This is a genomic window from Undibacterium sp. Ji50W, from assembly GCF_049340445.1.
GTDB lineage: Bacteria > Pseudomonadota > Gammaproteobacteria > Burkholderiales > Burkholderiaceae_D > Undibacterium.
Genome location: NZ_JBMPOX010000017.1, coordinates 71,131 through 86,228, shown reverse-complemented (window position 1 = coordinate 86,228; position 15,098 = coordinate 71,131). Strand labels below are relative to the sequence as shown.

Below are 15,098 nucleotides of genomic sequence, written 5' to 3'. Positions count from 1 at the left end.
AAATCTGGCCCGCGCTTTATACAAAGGATATATAAAGGGGGTTTCCCCCCAGGAAGTATAACCAGGCAGGTCTTGCGAAATCAATCAGGCCACTGATTGCAGTGCCTGTCCGTTGCCTGACGCAGTATCAAGGCCGGGTGTAGTATATACAATAATAAGTGAGTGATAGGTGAGTGAGTGACAGGTGAGTATTCCCAGGCCTGCTGTTATAGCATGACATTTTATTCAAAAAGAAACTTTCAAATACGCAATTTTTTATTACACTGCAACTACTTACACTGTAAGCCTGGCTGGAATCTTACTGACATAGGCAGCGAATATGAATAAACGTACACATTATGTAGCGCTTTCCAAAGTCACCGCCGGTGCCGTGCTGGCGGATGACCTGCTCGACAAGGTAGGGCATGTATTGCTGCCGGCCGGTGTGACGCTGACGGATCACATGCTGCATTCCATCGCTCACCACGCCATACATCAGCTATCCATCGTTGCTGCCCCGGTTTCAGAGCAGGAAGAAACCCAGGAACGCGAAATCAGGCTGGCACGCCTGGAACGACTGTTCCGCCACGCCCCCGACAGTGGGCCAGCCAGCCTGTTGAAAGCCTATGTCTTCCATTACCGCCATGGTGACTATCAATGAATGACGCGAGCGAGTATCAGGTGCAGCTGGAAGATGTGGTCAAACACATCAAGGACTTGCCTACCCTGCCGGCAGTTGCCATGGAAATGCTGCAAAACCTGGAAGATGACGACAGCAGCATGGACATGATCACTGAAAAAGTGGCCATGGACCATTCCGTCACCGCCAAGCTGCTGCGAATGGCCAACTCATCCTATTTTGGGAATAATTCCAAAGTGGTCACCCTGCAGCAGGCAACAGCCATGCTGGGCGTTAAAAATGTTAAGAACTTGATACGAATGACCCTATTAAGTGACAAGTTCCCGACCGCTAATTGTCCTGCCTTTGATTTTCGTGCTTTCTGGCGCCACAGTATAGGGACGGCCATCTGTGCAGAGCTGATTTCACGGGCATTGCACATGAAGCACGATTTTGCGTTTACCGCCGGTTTGCTGCACGACATAGGCAAACTGGTGCTGGTCACCGGTTATCCTGACAATTACAATCAGGTACTTCACTATAAGGCAGCACATGATTGCTACCTGCTCGAAGCAGAGCGACACATCATGCACATAGATCATGTCGCTGCCGGCCTGGCACTGGCGCATCAGTGGCATTTTTCGGAAGCTGTCAGTGATGCCATACGCGGCCACCACGATCCGGAACAGGAAAACCTGCACGCGCTGGCATCGGTGGTGCACGTTGCCAATGCCATTGTGCATGCACTCGACTTGTCCGCGGAAGAAAACGACATACTTCCCTTGCTGTCACAGGCTGCTTGGGATACGCTAGGGCTTAGTGAAGCTGACTATATAAGCATATTTCGTGAAACTGAAATGCGTTTCGATGCTTTGGATCAGATCGTACTCTGACTTTTTCTTTTTGGCCCATGTATCTGGATAAAACAATTTTGGAACACTTGATGCTTTTCAGATCAACGGACTATCGCATAGAAGATATCCACCTGTTTCGTGACATCAACGAAGAAAACCGAAAACTGATCGCCGACATCATCAAGGACTGCCAGGTCGTCAAGGCCCGCGCCGGCCAGATTGTGCTTGATGCCAATAGTTCAGGTGCCAGACTATTCATAGTCCTGAAAGGTGCACTCGGCGTCAGCCGCCTGACAGAAAAAAGCAATCACCTGGAAAACACGATTACTCAATATCTGCCGGGTGAATGCGTGGGCGAGATATCGGTGCTGGATGAAGAAATCCATTCCGCCACCATCTCTGCCATCAGCGACAGCGAATTATTGCTGATTGAAGCTGAAACCCTGTGGAAACTCATCGATGAATCAAACGGTGTTGCGCGCAACCTATTGCAGTTATTGTCCTTCCGCATCCGGGCGGCCAATGCACAGATACGCAACCGCCAGAAAGTAGGCGAATTTTATCGCCAGCTTTCCATGGTCGATGGCCTTACCGGCCTGCATAATCGCGCCTGGCTGAACGCACAACTGCCGGGTATGATCGAATATGCCCACGCTGCCGGTGCGCCACTCAGCATCATCATGGTGGATCTGGATCACTTCAAACGCTTCAATGATGACTATGGTCACCTGCTGGGCGACGACGCCTTGCAGACCGCCGCCAAAGTCTTGAATGCGGGCCTGCGCCCCAGTGACTTTGCTGCCCGCTACGGCGGCGAAGAAATGATGGTGATCTTGCCGGGTGCCAGCCATAAGGCGGCCATGGGTGTGGCCCAGCGACTGTGCAATCGCCTCGGCAAAACCAAAATCTTTAGCGACCGGCAAAAAGTCCTGCCGCATATCACCGGCTCTTTTGGGGTGGCAACACTGACCCCTGGTCAGGACAGCAATGCCCTCATTAGTACCGCCGATGCGGCACTTTACCGCGCCAAGGCGGCTGGGCGTAACCAGGTTGCCAGTTAAACTGTGGTTGTCACGGGCGGGCACCTGCCTTCCCTGCCAAAATCTACCCGCATGTCAAGAAGCCAAACAGGCTGGGTTTCATCTATAGAATCTTGACCACGACCTTGCCTTTGGCACGTCCTTTTTCGACATAGGCCATGGCTTCGCCAGTTGCTTCGAATGGAAATATCTTATCTACCACCGGGCGTATGGCCCCGGCATCGATGAGCGTAGTGATCTCGCGCAGTTGTCTTCCGTGTGCTCGCATGAACAGAAAAGAATAGTCTATGTGTCGACGCATGGCTTTTCTCCTGACACCAAAACTCAGCAGGCGCATGATGAATTGCACAAACCATGGAGCGCCGATTTTTTTTGCGAAATCAACATCCGGCGGACCAGAAATTGAAATGAGTTTTCCACCAGGTTTGAGTATTTGCAATGACTTTTCGAGCGTCTTTCCATCCTGGCTATTTAAAACCACATCGTAGTCTTGCAAGATTTTTTCGAAATCGTCTTTCTTGTAATCGATGACGATGTCTGCACCCAGGCTCTTCACCAGGTCAATATTTGCGGTACTGGTGGTGGTAGCCACGATTGCCCCCATATGCTTCGCTAACTGAATCGCAAATGTGCCGACCCCACCCGAACCAGCCTGGATAAATACCTTTTGCCCTTTCTTCAAATTGGCCAGCTCTATCAGCGCTTGCCACACCGTCAAACCTACCAGCGGGATAGAAGCGGCTTCTTCCATCGTGAGCGATTTCGGTTTCATCGCCAGCGAGTCTTCTTTGATGGCAATCAATTCTGCGAAAGCACCAATGCGAAAGTCATCTGGCCGCGCATAGACTTCGTCGCCAAGCTTGAATTGCCGTACCTGAGGCCCTACTTTTACCACCACCCCGGCCACATCATGACCCAGAATCAGCGGCAAGTGATAAGGCAGGATAAGCTTGAACTCTCCATTCCTGATCTTGGAATCCAGCAGGTTGACGCCAGCAGCGTGGACCTGGACCAAGACTTCATTCGGCCTGATCTCCGGGACTGGCATAGGGCCAATCCGGCCATCCACTTTTTTTCCATAACTATCGACAATAAAAGCTTTCATCATGATTTTGACTCCATTCTAGTTAAAACGGGGTGATAGCTTGCCGGCAAAAATCTGCTCACCAGGTGCGGCTGCCGCGGGCTTTGCATTTCACTTCTGGTCTGCGTCATCCGCAGTCTTTGAACACGCAGTACAAATAGGGGCTAGTGGGCTGTAACAGTTGAAACAGAAGTGAAAGACGCTTGCCCGGCGATCGGGGCAAGGCGCAAAGCACAGCGATAGTGAACTATCGCGCGCATTTGCAACGCAGCCATGATCGTCGCGCAAGCGGAAGGCACTCTGTTTTCAACTGTTACAGTCCACTAGGCTTCAAGCCGCAGGTCTTTACGTATCCCGGCATCCATCAGACCCGCAGGTGCATAGGTGCGCAGCAAGCGTAAGCGATTCGCCAGGCTACCGGCGGTGTAACGTAACTTGGGATGATGCGCGGTTGCCGCCTTCAGCACAACCTCGGCCACGACTTCAGGCCCCTCTGCTGTCGCCATCACTTCTTTCACCCTTTTATTCACTACCGCACGGACTTCACGGTATTCATCCAGCTTTGTGTCTGCTTCCAGCATATTCGCGTCGAACGGTGTCTTGGTGTAAGCAGGCTCAACCACACTGACACGGATACCCCTGGTACGCAGTTCATGGTCAAGGGATTCCGAATAACCCTCAACCGCGTGCTTGGTCGCCGAGTACAGGGCACCGTAGGGCATGGGCAAAAACCCGAGCACCGAGCCAATGTTGATGATGCGCCCCGCCCCTTGATGTCGCATATACGGCACGACTGCCTGTGTCACGCGCAAGAGTCCAAAAAAATTCGTATCAAAAATCGCCTGGGCTTGTGAAATCGAGACCTCTTCTGCGCCAGCAGGGGCGATGCCTATGCCAGCATTATTGACCAGCAGATCAAGGCGCCCACTCAAGCGTATCACCTCATTAACGGCTGCCGTTACCGATTCATCGCTGGTCACATCCAGTTGCAACATGTTAAATGACCGATCACCAGTTGAAGCACCCCGCCGACTGGTGCCGTACACGGTGTAACCTGCTTTCGCCAGTCGTTTGGCAGTCGCTTCACCTATACCCTGCGAAGCGCCGGTAACCAATGCTACTTTGTTGTTCATCATGTTCTCCAATCTGTATGGACTATGTATTTAAGGGGTGGTAATACGTTAATTTCCACTACAAAATATGATGATCATCATATTTTAAAACAAACAAAAACCGGCGAACATCCACCGACATCAACTATTTACGGGAACCAGTTTTTCCCGCGCGGCGTCGAGAAAACTTTCTGATAACCTGGCATCGTCAACCGCCCGCGCCAACAGCAGCGTGCCAACCATGGTGGCGACCACCATCAATGCCTGCTCATGCGCACCTGGCTGCCCCCAATCTGGCAACTGACGTGCGACGACATCAATCATTTCCTTGATACGACGGGTAGCTGCACGCCGCACCTCTGGTGCCTGGCGGGGCATCTCCGAGCCGAGAGCACTTACAGGGCAACCATACTCGATGCTATCGACATGTTCCTTCGACAAGTAGGCTTGTACCAGTGCCTGCAAGGCTCGCTCTGGCGGTACGGCTGCGGCAATCTGCATCGAAACAGCCACCGCTTCAGCACCAGCGCGATCCGCAGCCTCTGCCAGTAACGCTTCGCGGGAAGCGAAATGGCTGTAAAAGCCACCGTGCGTCAACCCGGCTTCCTTCATGATGTCGGCGACACCGGTGCCAGCATAACCACTACGCCGTATGGCACGCGCTGCAACTTCAACAATACGTTGGTGCGTAATTTCTTTGCGGCTGCCGCTTTTTAACTTTGTCGATTTATTCTGCATGACGATCATCATATATCATTTCAGGATAATGTGCCGGATTGTTCGTAAAAAAACCAGAACTCATTTCGTCAATAGAGCAATGCTGCGAGTGCGACGAATACGCTGGGCACAGGACAAATCCATAAGAAAAAAAGGGTTCCAATGTTGAATTGGAACCCTTTTAGCTCTACCGAAGAAGAATCTTAGAAGCTATAACCCAAGCACAGGCCATAAACAACTGGTCGGAAGTTGATGGTAGTTTTACGCTCAATACTGCCAGTTGTAGCTTTCATATCCGTCTTGACGTCTGCCGCAGCAATAGACGCATTGACAGACCAGCGATCACTGAATTTGTAGCTCAGACCGACCTGGCCTGCAAAACCAAATGAATCCTTCAGATCAATCTTGGTCGGACCACCTGTTGCAATATTGCCGGCAGAAGTGGATGTCGCATCAAAAAATTGCGTGTAATTAAAGCCCAGGCCTACATAGGGACGCAGAGCATCTGTCGGCGCACCAAAGTTGTAGTTGATGAAGAAAGTCGGTGCACGTTGCTTGACTTTGGCAATCGTGCCATAAGGTGCCAAGGTGCCACGACCGACTACATCATGCTCAGGTGGAATACCCGCAAGAAAATCAAAATCAAAATGATCAGTCAGCCTGCGGGTATATCCCACCACGACTGTCGTTGCATTACCAATGGTCAGGCCTGCCGGTTGTGGCGTCAGGAAAGCCGGGCCATTGCTGGTGAAATCCGGAGATTCGGAATGCACCTGCACATTAATGATACCGGCACGGACAGTATTGTCATACGCCATGGCGGAGACAGAAGCCAGGCCCAGCGCAACGGCGATAGCGATTTGTATTTTTTTCATGATGGCGTCTCCTCTTATTTAGCCAAAACTTGCTGGAAGAAGGCGCGTGCTGCAGCGTTGCAGAACGGTGGAACCAACGTGCCATGGTAAGCAGCGGCGACCGCTGTGGTCGGGTCCTGCTTGGCGGCAATGGCTGCATTGATGGCTGCCGTTTTGCTTTGACCAAAACCGACCTTGGCAGCAGCAAACGGATCTGCTGCACTGGTTGGAGCCGAATCCACGTCCAACACTGTCAAGGCTGCTGCTGGCAAACCTTTGGCCTGGAAGTAACCTGCCGTTGCCTGAGTACTGGCAAAGAACACGGTAGGATCACCACTGCCACCACACAACATGACAGGTACAGTAGGCACATAGTTACGCAAGTCATTCTTCACGCCAGCCTTACGGAAAGGATTGGCAGGCGTACAGTTCAACGGATCTGCAGGATTGACGTTGCAAGGATTTTTCTGCGCATCAGCCAGATAAGTGTTGCGATAACTGGTTTTCACCAGGTTACCGTCACCGAAGAAAGCAGCAAAGGCAGCAGATGATGGACCTGGCAAAGAATCCTTGGCAAACATCGCGTACGCTGGCAACTTGCCTGTCGTGAACAGGTCATTGAAGGTCAGCGCGCCTGGCAACAGTGTTTCGATGCCGGTTGCGTATTTGTCTTCATACACTTCGTTCGGGTTGGCATACAAACCACCATAAGATTTTTGCCAGCTGGTCGTGATCAAAGGAATGAACACCGTACCACCCGCATTCGGGCTACCGGCAAACGTTGCATCACCCAGCAGGGACATGGCGTAAGGGCCAGACATACCTGCCAGGGCAGTTACCTTGAATTCAGACGCATAGGTAGTCTGCATCGCGCGCTGCGTTGCCATGGCCACGTGGCCACCTTGGGAATAGCCGCTGATGACCAGCTTGCCAGAATCCTGCGCACCGATAGTACCGAATGCCTTGCGTGCAGCACGCAGGGAATCCACCATATCATTGGCTTGCTGTTCAGCATTCAGGTAAGGATGGTAGCTCAATGCCGATGTATCGTAACCGGCATAGTTAGGCGCAACCACGATGAAGCCTTGTGCGGCATACATGGCTGCCAGCAGAATCGCTTCCGAGTTATCACGCAGATTAGCCATGTTGAAGGACTTTTCTACTGTCGTGCCATGCGCATACAGCAACACCGGACGTGGGCCGGTACAGGCAGCATCTGTACCGGACGGTACCATGATGGCACCAGTTGCATCAGTCGCTTCGTTGGCGCCGCCAACCGTGGTGTACTTCATATAGTAAGTACTGATTTCGCACTTAGGTGCGCCGGTGATCTGGGTCAGGCCAGGTTTTGCCGCATCCAGCGAAGCCTTGAAGACCACTGGATCAAGCTTGGTCAATGCCGGGCCACTCGCCTGAGGAATAGGCACCAGGACAGGGGGATTGGCAACCAGCGTACCACGCGCAGGTGTTGTATCGATTGTTGGACCAGCACTACCACTGCCACCGCAAGCCGAAAGAACGGCAGACGAAAGCAGACCCAGCGCTATATGGATTTGACGCATTATTGTCTCCTGTTAAGTATTTTTTTTGCAAGTCAGTAGAACCACCGACGTTCAAAGATAAAATGGAACGAGCGTTCTAAAACTCAGTGAGTAGTATGTCATTTACGCAATTTGCTGAATAGCGAAAATTTCATATCTAGAGTAAACACTCTTAAAATTCTGATTGAATTTGGTGCAAAAACTGCTTACGCGTACCAAATACAACACAAGGCATAATTTTAATGTCTGTTGAGAGAAAAACAAGAGATCATTTCACTCATTTCATCAAATGCGATGCGCCCTCAGGGCCATCACGGAAATGAATCATGGTTGAGTTTGTCTTTACAAACACGAAGGAATGCTGACTGCCATGAGCCTATAAAAGTTCATTTTAAGAACGCATTTTATTTTTTGCGTCGCAATATAAAAGATTTGCGCAGGCATGACGTTTTTCAGAGTTACATCTGAGCACACCAAGCCGCTGGCACAAGTATTAACAAAATGAAACATTACACGACAAATTAACCGCTACATCGGGATTACAATGAACTCCATCGTCATTTTTTGACGTGACATGTGCGGGATAAAAATCCTACCTGCATCTATCTGTATGTAGCCGTACTTACCTATACGTTCAGTTTTTTCATCAATTAAACACCACAAATATGCGAACACTTGATGACGATGAATATGCCAGAGTTTGGAATAATTTCGACAAGAAATTCTCTTTTTGCCCTTCAGTTGAAGGCCCCTTTCCAGCAATAACCGAACCTACGGACTCAATTACATTTTTGCTGGCACATGACTACGATGACACATTGATCGATGAGCTTGGAAACGTTCTTTTTCAAGCTTTTATCGAATGTGGGTATGAGTCAAAAGAAGTCTATTATCTTGATTGGCAGCACCAATGCTATGCCATCACTATGAATAAAAATAATGGCTCGCGGATATCTGGCTTTCCAGACGGTGACTATGCCATCTTGCTTTCGGAAGATATGCAAGTTGGCACTTTCGGGCATCCCTGGGAATACAGTATTTGCATTTTTGGTAAATCCTTTGTCCAGGCCATCATTAAGCGTAAGCCTGCTATTTTTCAGAAGGTCATCAGAAATGCTGGTGGCTACAACGTAGAATGAAATCTGGATTGAAGGATCCCGTCAATGCCATTATTATTGCTATGCAAAACGACTTGGAACTGACTAGACACAAAAATGATCTCCATTCGCTTCAACACAAACAAATTCGATGTTACGTTGGAACGCACAAATCCGATCAATCCGATTCATGGCGAATCCTTGCTTATATGGTTGCGCGAACAAGCTATGCCAGGTGTCGAAGTCAGCGAACCCGATGCAGAAGATTGGGGATGGTATTCGTACGTTGACTGGAAAGGGAGAGCCTACTTGCTGGGGAGTGCAAGTACATCAGAAGGTGAGAATGGAGAGCGTGAATGGGTATTACTGTTTGAAAAACAGCGCACGTTAAAAGAAAAATTGTTGGGCCGGGCAAAAATGACGAAGGACGATGCATGTATGCATTTTTTCAAAGAACTGTTGGAGCGAGAGCCAGCCTTTTCAAACATGAGTGAAGATGACGATTAGAGTCGGCTGCATTTAAATAAATACTTTTTTTACCATCTGCCCCCCTAACCTGGCCAAGGTAATTTGTATGTTCACACCTGAATTTATCAATTATGCAAAAAACGAATATGTGCTCTTTGCCAACCACAATCTTGAAAACCAGGACGCAATCAATTTAAGTGTGCAGTACAACAAGGCACGCATCGCTTTTGGTGCGACACACCTGCCTCCGCACATGAAATCATGTCGTATCATTTATGATATCCGGGGTCAGTCGGTATCGAGCTTGGCAATTGATGAAATTATCCAGGCACTAGCTGCACTTTGTACGGTGGAGTTCAAACGATAATGGGTATCCAGGTCATTGTAAAAGCCAAAGTGGCTAGCGATATTGAGTCTGCGCTTGGGGACATCGCATCAGAATGCGAAATTTTTCCCATCGACAATGCCAACTGGGGCATTTCCATTCCAGCGAAGCTCATTGACATCGTTGGCGAAAAAAATGTCAGAGAATCCTTGGGGAAACTCGACCATTTTGATCTCTGGACTGGTGTATGGATGCCGACAAAACCAAGATGGAAATTCTGGTAGGCGCGGCTTATATTCCAAACTTCAAAACCTTAGCCTGCATAAAAGTCTCGTAAGACGCTTCTCACTCTACAGCGCCCACCCCACACGCCCACAAACTCAGTGCGGTATCCGTACTTGCCTACCCCATCAAAAAACTCAATCCCCCCGCTTAGCCAACCACGCATCCACAGAAAATTTACCCGCGCCAAAACTGACCAGTACCAGCAACAAGATGCCCCAGTAAAAATGGGCGTTGATTGCGGCGGGACATTCGAGCATGAATAAGGCAGGATAAGAAATTACAGCCATGGCGTTGACGGCAAACAGGGCAAGTGCTGTGGGGCGGGTGAAGATGCCGACGACCAGCAGGACAGGCAAGATCAGCTCGCCCCCGGCCCCCATCCAGGCGGCGAGTTCGGGCGGGATGACGGGAACCATGTATTCTTCCCGGAACAGGGAAAGTGTGGCGGACCAGTCAGAGACTTTGACCAGGCCAGCTTTAAAGAATTGCCAGCCCACATAAATTCTGAGTGCCAGGCATAAAACAGAGCCGGCCCAGTCATTCAGATTCTTGTCAAAACGGCGGCTTAAAGTATGAACGTATTGCAGGATGTACATTGAGATTCTCCAGTTTTTTTAACTCCTGCAACTTAGTCAGACCAGCAGCCGTATCCTTACAGACTATCGTCAGAAAATCTGACTTTGGTAAACAAACCCGCATGAAACCAGGCTTGTACATTACTGTTGATGTCAAAATCACAGTCGGCATTGACTGCTGCTTCCAATGCCTCAGATAAGCTTGCACCTGCCCGCAGTGCCTGCAAGGCCAGGTATGCTGGCTGCTGGATTTCTGTCAGTTCTACCGACCACTGTGTGCGTAAGATCAGTCCATAACTGCTGTGCCGGATGTTGTTGGGGAACCCTGTCTGTGTTCCGGGTTGATGCGCCAGCCAGATAGCGACTGTCGCCCAGTCTGATGCATGCAGGCCAAAGGCTGGATGCAATTCAAATCTGGCTTGCTGTAAATCCTGGCCGGTCTCACCAACCAATTGCACCAGCGCTGGCAGGCTCATGCTGTCTGCATCGGCGGCATAATAAGCGCGATGGATTTGCCATTCCAGCGCAGCCACATCAGAAAAATAAGGGTAATCAGCGGCATCTGGCGTCTGCGTCAGAAACGCTGGCAAGTGTGCGCCAAAATCATTCAGGTCACCGGATTCAGAAGGAAAGCTGCGCCCGAAGCTGCGTGCCATTTGCGCAAAATAGTCTTCGCCAACCAGTGCATGCAATACCGGATAGGCATTGCGCAGTGCGGCGGTCCAGATGGCTGTCAGGTTGCCACGGTACAAAGCCAGGCGGTCATCCTGTGCTGGGTGGGCAGCAAACAGTTCAGCGGCATCAGCGGCATCAGTTGCAGTTTTGGGCTGCAACAAGGCTGCAGCAAATTGCTGCTGTATCTGCGCAAGTGATGAGGCACTCATGATGTTGAAAATTTCATGGAATGATGGTGCCGATGCCGGATTTCGCCAGCCTTGGCAGCCTCGTCCAGCAATACTGGCAAGGCAGGGATTGCCGTATCCCACTCTATCAATACCGGGATATCGGCAGACAGCAATTGACAGGCGTGCGCATACAAATCCCAGACCGGGCTGGCAACCTGGCTACCATGATCATCGACCAGGCATATGTCGGTCTGCAAATGGCCCGCCAGATGGATTTCACCAATCGCGCCGGGCGGCAATGCCGCCATGACGTGCAAGGCATCCAGCGCGCTCTCGCCGTGATTGTATTGGTTAACAAACAGGTTATTGATATCCAGCAGCACGCCACAACCGGTGCGGCTGACCAGTGCAGCTAAAAATTCAGCCTCGGACATATCATCGCGGGCAAAGCGCACATAGGTCGATACGTTCTCTATAAGTATCTGGCGCTGCAACAGCATTTGTAGCTGATCAACACGCTCGCATACCAGATCGAGTGCGCTTTGCATCAAGGGTAAAGGCAAAAGATCATTCAGGTGATGCCCAGCGATTGCGCCCCAGCATAAATGTTCGGATACCAGATCTGGCTCTGTGCGTTCGACCAGGCGTTTGAGTTTACCCATATGTCCTGCGGAAAACCCCTGGGCTGATCCCAGGCCCATGCCGACGCCATGCAGGCTCAGCGGATAATCACGGCGCAATGTCTGCAATACATGCAGATCATAGCCACCGTCACCAAAATAATTTTCTGAATGCACTTCCAGCCAGTCAATATCCACAGGCGCATTCAGAAAATCACGATAGTGCAGGCTACGTAAACCCACGCCCACCCCTTGCAGGGTGGGCGTGGGCCTGGGGCTGGCTAGTGAACGGGCAGTATCAGTCAATATCATTCCAACCCGTCAAAAAAACAGCCGTCAAGTGTAATCAGGATTTAGGCGCTTCCAGTTTGCCGCCCATTTTTTCGCAAGTACCGGATGGTACTTTTTTCCATTCTGCAGGGTCATTGTCTTTTTTACCTTGACCAGCACAAGAATGGGAACCGGATTTGGTCGCGCAGTCATTCTGACCTGCTTTTGCAATACCAAAGCATTTTTCTGTTTTTACTGGCTCTGCAGCCATTGCTACACTTGTGCCAAGCAAACCAGCCAGTGCTACTGCAACCATTGCCTTGTTATTCATTGTCTTCTCCTGAAAAAGTAAAACGTCCCACAGCGGGAAAAATTAAGAACTACAGCCTGTAAGTCGATACAGAAACGGCAAACTTACAAAAACTTTGAAAAAATTTTCATAAAACCGGACCTGCATCACAATATACGTTGAACTGGTTTGTTTGGATTCAAGCTATAGTCAGAATATCGTACTATCTTATTACTTTTTTTCAAGAAAAACTTTTTTCATGCTTAACATCATCCAGCAATTGGGCACCAGCATCACGGATTTGTCAGAAGAACGCATCAATATCCGCCAATTTTGCCAGCTATGGCGTGCGCAAACAGATTTGCTGACAAGCTTGCCACCCCAATTTGCCGAAGTGATGGAAAATTTGCTGGGCAGGATGGAAGCCAGCAGCCTGTTCACCGAAGAAAGCTGTTCTTTTAGTCAGGCTGACCTGACGGCGCAACTGCGTATCTGGTTAGATAAAGCCCAACGAGCCATAACGCGCCCGCAGAAATAGTGTAAGCTGCGTCCCTTTTTATTAGAACTCATTTCATAAATAGGGATGAGTGCGAGCAAGGCGATTCGGGAGGCAGTGCAAGGCGTCGTCGCGCAGCTAAGGCTGGTGCCTTAGCTGCGCGATGTGACAACCTTGCGCTGCAATGCGCCCGCAAAGAGTAAATGCAGCCAGCTCCCGGAGGGTTTGCCTCATAACGCGTGCTGGACTGCGTTGGACTCGTTGTCAATAGGCACACTATTGACTGCCTCGTCCGCCTTGCCAGCTCGCGTTATGAGGCAAACGCATCTCACCCCTATTTATGAAATGAGTTCTACCATTCGTAGGAGTTGTTATGCAAAAACTGAGTTTTAGCCTGGAAGGCGAATACGTAGAGTTGAACCAGTTGTTGAAACTGGTCGGGCTGTGCGAAAGCGGCGGTGCCGGCAAGGTCATCGTCGCCAGCGGTGATGTCAGCGTGGATGGCCAGCAAGAACTGCGCAAGACTGCCAAGATCCGTGCGGGTCAATCGGTCAGCCTTGGCGATATTGAAATCCGGGTTCAGGCGGGTTGAGCCTGTCCCTGGTCGTCCGTTTGGTGCGTCTGGTCGGGTAACGGCGTGGCCTGCCCTGCGGCCATAAAGCGCGCCAGCATATTGTCCATGGTATCGACATGATGCTCAAACCATAGTGGCAACTCTTCTGCCAGGCGGGCCGCCAGGTCTGTTTCACCCAGGGCGACACGGCGCCTGACTTCCTGCATGACTTCCAGCACGGCCTCATGCTCTTGCCTGTGGCAGCCGACAGGCGGAAAGGCCGTTTCTTCCATCCAGTGGTTTTCCTGCTCGAAATGGACGATGGAATGCGCGATGAGGGCATCCAGCCGGTTCAGGAAGGTATCCGGATTATCTTCAGACAGGGCAGCACATAATTCCACGAATTCTTTGTGTGTCTCGTCCATAGGTTCATAACTGAGGCTGAGGCGGTCGGACCAGCCCCAAGAATTTTGCTCCATGCTTTTTCCTGAAATCGATGTTGGCCCAGATTATCGCTGATTTATCGCTGATCAGGGCCAAGCTTGCTTGCGCCCTATCAGCCCATCCAACAAATATCCACCAAAAACAAAGCGCGCCGATGGCGCGCCTCTTGATTCAAACACAAATCCAGCAATTAATGCAGCCAATACCGCCCTGACTACATCAGCTTCATGCCGTCGTGTTGATATTGCGACCCAGATTGGGTGGCAAGTTGGCAACAGATTTGTTGTCGGGTACTGCCTCGATCAGCGCAGTTGCACTTTCGGCAGCAATGTCATTTGCTTTTTTTAATACAGCAATACTCACCGCCTGGCTCGTACCCACATCTGCCAGCGTTGTTGCCACATTGGCTATTCCAGTCACATCCATGACAATTCTCCTTATCTGTCTACCGATAATAACGGCAGCTTTAAGATGATTCTTTAGGCTTGCTTGCGCTTTTTTTCAACAAGTTGTTCTGCATCGCAGCAAGCAACCAGTCTAGCACCTGTTGCGGCTGGTTCAAATCCAGCCATGCCAGCCCTACCCGCAGATTGGCTGGCGCGGGTATATCGGACGCCACCGCCAAAATATGGACATCGTGCGGATAAATGGCTGGCTTGCCAAGTGCGGGGCGATGCACTTCCAGCTTGGGGATGGCTTCCCATTTATACCCTTCCACCAGCGTCAAATCTGCTGGCGACATGCGCAACAGCAAATCACTGAGTGGTGGCTCGGCTTCTTCACGTAACTCACGTGTGATGACATAGCGGTAGGGTGAAGCCAGCAATACCTCGGCGGCCCCCGCCAGACGCAGCCTTGCACTGTCTTTCTGGGGTGGTTCGATGATGATGTCGTGATGACTGTGCTTGACGATGTTGATCTGTTTGCCAGACGCTGCCAATTCCTTTACCAGGTATTCCAGCAGGCTGGTTTTACCACTGCCCGACCAGCCGATGACACCAAGTAGTTGTCCCTGCATATATGCTGCGCTC

Annotated in this window: 21 protein-coding genes; 9 read left to right on the top strand and 12 right to left on the bottom strand. The window is 50.6% G+C overall.

All coding sequences use genetic code 11. From position 1 onward, the window contains the following. Positions 1–319 precede the first annotated feature (319 nt). From ACO0K9_RS20605 to ACO0K9_RS20595, 3 genes are read left to right on the top strand one after another with little or no spacing between them, the layout of a single operon-like run. The gene (locus ACO0K9_RS20605) at positions 320–640 is read left to right on the top strand and encodes a hypothetical protein (RefSeq protein WP_422987962.1); all 321 of its coding nucleotides are present in this window, start codon (positions 320–322) and stop codon (positions 638–640) included. Continuing rightward, positions 637–1,491, top strand: a complete 855-nt coding sequence (locus ACO0K9_RS20600; protein WP_422987961.1) for an HDOD domain-containing protein — start codon at positions 637–639, stop codon at positions 1,489–1,491. The genes ACO0K9_RS20605 and ACO0K9_RS20600 overlap by 4 nt, the downstream gene beginning before the upstream one ends. 50 nt (positions 1,492–1,541) lie before the next feature. Then, positions 1,542–2,513, top strand: coding sequence for a diguanylate cyclase (locus ACO0K9_RS20595; RefSeq protein ID WP_422987960.1), 972 nt, complete (start codon positions 1,542–1,544; stop codon positions 2,511–2,513). A gap of 82 nt (positions 2,514–2,595) precedes the next feature. On the opposite strand, the gene ACO0K9_RS20590 is transcribed toward ACO0K9_RS20595, so the two are convergent. The 5 genes from ACO0K9_RS20590 to ACO0K9_RS20570 all read right to left on the bottom strand — a co-directional run bounded on the left by ACO0K9_RS20590 (position 2,596) and on the right by ACO0K9_RS20570 (position 7,821). After that, positions 2,596–3,597 (bottom strand): NADP-dependent oxidoreductase, encoded by a 1,002-nt coding sequence (locus tag ACO0K9_RS20590; protein WP_422987959.1) that lies wholly within the window; start codon positions 3,595–3,597, stop codon positions 2,596–2,598. Between the two features lie 302 nt (positions 3,598–3,899). Continuing rightward, complete coding sequence (locus ACO0K9_RS20585; RefSeq protein WP_422987958.1) at positions 3,900–4,709, bottom strand: oxidoreductase; 810 nt, start codon at positions 4,707–4,709, stop codon at positions 3,900–3,902. Between the two features lie 120 nt (positions 4,710–4,829). Continuing rightward, positions 4,830–5,438, bottom strand: coding sequence for a TetR/AcrR family transcriptional regulator (locus ACO0K9_RS20580; protein ID WP_422987957.1), 609 nt, complete (start codon positions 5,436–5,438; stop codon positions 4,830–4,832). Between the two features lie 170 nt (positions 5,439–5,608). After that, the gene (locus ACO0K9_RS20575) at positions 5,609–6,280 is read right to left on the bottom strand and encodes an OmpW/AlkL family protein (RefSeq protein WP_422987956.1); all 672 of its coding nucleotides are present in this window, start codon (positions 6,278–6,280) and stop codon (positions 5,609–5,611) included. A gap of 14 nt (positions 6,281–6,294) precedes the next feature. Then, a complete protein-coding gene (locus ACO0K9_RS20570) occupies positions 6,295–7,821 on the bottom strand; it encodes an alpha/beta hydrolase (RefSeq protein WP_422987955.1) in 1,527 nt (508 codons plus the stop codon). Between the two features lie 644 nt (positions 7,822–8,465). Here ACO0K9_RS20570 and ACO0K9_RS20565 point away from each other — a divergent pair. From ACO0K9_RS20565 to ACO0K9_RS20550, 4 genes are all read left to right on the top strand, one after another. After that, positions 8,466–8,939 (top strand): DUF2716 domain-containing protein, encoded by a 474-nt coding sequence (locus ACO0K9_RS20565; RefSeq protein WP_422987954.1) that lies wholly within the window; start codon positions 8,466–8,468, stop codon positions 8,937–8,939. A gap of 75 nt (positions 8,940–9,014) precedes the next feature. Further along, positions 9,015–9,404: a hypothetical protein gene (locus ACO0K9_RS20560; protein ID WP_422987953.1), complete on the top strand. Its 390-nt coding sequence runs from the start codon at positions 9,015–9,017 to the stop codon at positions 9,402–9,404. A gap of 67 nt (positions 9,405–9,471) precedes the next feature. Beyond that, entirely contained in the window at positions 9,472–9,732 is a 261-nt protein-coding gene (locus ACO0K9_RS20555; RefSeq protein WP_422987952.1) for a hypothetical protein, read from the top strand. Next, complete coding sequence (locus ACO0K9_RS20550) at positions 9,732–9,974, top strand: hypothetical protein (protein ID WP_422987951.1); 243 nt, start codon at positions 9,732–9,734, stop codon at positions 9,972–9,974. The genes ACO0K9_RS20555 and ACO0K9_RS20550 overlap by 1 nt, the downstream gene beginning before the upstream one ends. A 135-nt stretch (positions 9,975–10,109) precedes the next feature. Here ACO0K9_RS20550 and ACO0K9_RS20545 read toward each other — a convergent pair whose 3' ends face one another. The 4 genes from ACO0K9_RS20545 to ACO0K9_RS20530 are packed head-to-tail and all read right to left on the bottom strand — an operon-like array spanning position 10,110 to position 12,616. Then, on the bottom strand, positions 10,110–10,571 hold the full coding sequence (locus ACO0K9_RS20545; RefSeq protein WP_422987950.1) for a DoxX family protein: 462 nt from the start codon (positions 10,569–10,571) through the stop codon (positions 10,110–10,112). A gap of 56 nt (positions 10,572–10,627) precedes the next feature. Beyond that, the gene (locus ACO0K9_RS20540; RefSeq protein ID WP_422987949.1) at positions 10,628–11,434 is read right to left on the bottom strand and encodes a putative DNA-binding domain-containing protein; all 807 of its coding nucleotides are present in this window, start codon (positions 11,432–11,434) and stop codon (positions 10,628–10,630) included. Beyond that, positions 11,431–12,327, bottom strand: coding sequence for a DUF692 domain-containing protein (locus tag ACO0K9_RS20535; RefSeq protein ID WP_422987948.1), 897 nt, complete (start codon positions 12,325–12,327; stop codon positions 11,431–11,433). The genes ACO0K9_RS20540 and ACO0K9_RS20535 overlap by 4 nt, the downstream gene beginning before the upstream one ends. Before the next feature lie 34 nt (positions 12,328–12,361). Next, complete coding sequence (locus tag ACO0K9_RS20530; protein WP_422987947.1) at positions 12,362–12,616, bottom strand: DUF2282 domain-containing protein; 255 nt, start codon at positions 12,614–12,616, stop codon at positions 12,362–12,364. Positions 12,617–12,833: 217 nt separating this feature from the next. Here ACO0K9_RS20530 and ACO0K9_RS20525 point away from each other — a divergent pair, with 217 nt between their 5' ends. Both ACO0K9_RS20525 and ACO0K9_RS20520 read left to right on the top strand, forming a co-directional pair. After that, positions 12,834–13,112: a hypothetical protein gene (locus tag ACO0K9_RS20525; RefSeq protein WP_422987946.1), complete on the top strand. Its 279-nt coding sequence runs from the start codon at positions 12,834–12,836 to the stop codon at positions 13,110–13,112. A 331-nt stretch (positions 13,113–13,443) separates the two neighbouring features. Further along, positions 13,444–13,662 carry an RNA-binding S4 domain-containing protein gene (locus tag ACO0K9_RS20520; protein WP_422987945.1) on the top strand — a complete coding sequence of 73 codons (219 nt, stop codon included), beginning with the start codon at positions 13,444–13,446 and terminating at the stop codon, positions 13,660–13,662. Here ACO0K9_RS20520 and ACO0K9_RS20515 read toward each other — a convergent pair. The 3 genes from ACO0K9_RS20515 to mobB form a co-directional block, all read right to left on the bottom strand. Beyond that, positions 13,650–14,102 (bottom strand): hemerythrin domain-containing protein, encoded by a 453-nt coding sequence (locus ACO0K9_RS20515; RefSeq protein WP_422987944.1) that lies wholly within the window; start codon positions 14,100–14,102, stop codon positions 13,650–13,652. The genes ACO0K9_RS20520 and ACO0K9_RS20515 overlap by 13 nt on opposite strands. A gap of 190 nt (positions 14,103–14,292) precedes the next feature. Beyond that, positions 14,293–14,493, bottom strand: coding sequence for a YjfB family protein (locus tag ACO0K9_RS20510; RefSeq protein WP_422987943.1), 201 nt, complete (start codon positions 14,491–14,493; stop codon positions 14,293–14,295). Positions 14,494–14,533: 40 nt separating this feature from the next. Then, a complete protein-coding gene (gene mobB / locus ACO0K9_RS20505) occupies positions 14,534–15,085 on the bottom strand; it encodes a molybdopterin-guanine dinucleotide biosynthesis protein B (RefSeq protein ID WP_422987942.1) in 552 nt (183 codons plus the stop codon). Positions 15,086–15,098: the final 13 nt, after the last annotated feature.

Coding starts and splice junctions, on each gene's coding strand:
- ACO0K9_RS20600 (WP_422987961.1), top strand. CDS start 637: ATGAATGACGCGAGCGAGTATCAGGTGCAGCTGGAAGATGTGGTCAAA.
- ACO0K9_RS20585 (WP_422987958.1), bottom strand. CDS start 4,709: ATGAACAACAAAGTAGCATTGGTTACCGGCGCTTCGCAGGGTATAGGT.
- ACO0K9_RS20590 (WP_422987959.1), bottom strand. CDS start 3,597: ATGAAAGCTTTTATTGTCGATAGTTATGGAAAAAAAGTGGATGGCCGG.
- ACO0K9_RS20605 (WP_422987962.1), top strand. CDS start 320: ATGAATAAACGTACACATTATGTAGCGCTTTCCAAAGTCACCGCCGGT.
- ACO0K9_RS20575 (WP_422987956.1), bottom strand. CDS start 6,280: ATGAAAAAAATACAAATCGCTATCGCCGTTGCGCTGGGCCTGGCTTCT.
- ACO0K9_RS20595 (WP_422987960.1), top strand. CDS start 1,542: ATGCTTTTCAGATCAACGGACTATCGCATAGAAGATATCCACCTGTTT.
- ACO0K9_RS20550 (WP_422987951.1), top strand. CDS start 9,732: ATGGGTATCCAGGTCATTGTAAAAGCCAAAGTGGCTAGCGATATTGAG.
- ACO0K9_RS20540 (WP_422987949.1), bottom strand. CDS start 11,434: ATGAGTGCCTCATCACTTGCGCAGATACAGCAGCAATTTGCTGCAGCC.
- ACO0K9_RS20580 (WP_422987957.1), bottom strand. CDS start 5,438: ATGATGATCGTCATGCAGAATAAATCGACAAAGTTAAAAAGCGGCAGC.
- ACO0K9_RS20510 (WP_422987943.1), bottom strand. CDS start 14,493: ATGGATGTGACTGGAATAGCCAATGTGGCAACAACGCTGGCAGATGTG.
- ACO0K9_RS20535 (WP_422987948.1), bottom strand. CDS start 12,327: ATGATATTGACTGATACTGCCCGTTCACTAGCCAGCCCCAGGCCCACG.
- ACO0K9_RS20525 (WP_422987946.1), top strand. CDS start 12,834: ATGCTTAACATCATCCAGCAATTGGGCACCAGCATCACGGATTTGTCA.
- ACO0K9_RS20545 (WP_422987950.1), bottom strand. CDS start 10,571: ATGTACATCCTGCAATACGTTCATACTTTAAGCCGCCGTTTTGACAAG.
- ACO0K9_RS20555 (WP_422987952.1), top strand. CDS start 9,472: ATGTTCACACCTGAATTTATCAATTATGCAAAAAACGAATATGTGCTC.
- mobB (WP_422987942.1), bottom strand. CDS start 15,085: ATGCAGGGACAACTACTTGGTGTCATCGGCTGGTCGGGCAGTGGTAAA.
- ACO0K9_RS20530 (WP_422987947.1), bottom strand. CDS start 12,616: ATGAATAACAAGGCAATGGTTGCAGTAGCACTGGCTGGTTTGCTTGGC.
- ACO0K9_RS20560 (WP_422987953.1), top strand. CDS start 9,015: ATGATCTCCATTCGCTTCAACACAAACAAATTCGATGTTACGTTGGAA.
- ACO0K9_RS20570 (WP_422987955.1), bottom strand. CDS start 7,821: ATGCGTCAAATCCATATAGCGCTGGGTCTGCTTTCGTCTGCCGTTCTT.
- ACO0K9_RS20520 (WP_422987945.1), top strand. CDS start 13,444: ATGCAAAAACTGAGTTTTAGCCTGGAAGGCGAATACGTAGAGTTGAAC.
- ACO0K9_RS20515 (WP_422987944.1), bottom strand. CDS start 14,102: ATGGAGCAAAATTCTTGGGGCTGGTCCGACCGCCTCAGCCTCAGTTAT.
- ACO0K9_RS20565 (WP_422987954.1), top strand. CDS start 8,466: ATGCGAACACTTGATGACGATGAATATGCCAGAGTTTGGAATAATTTC.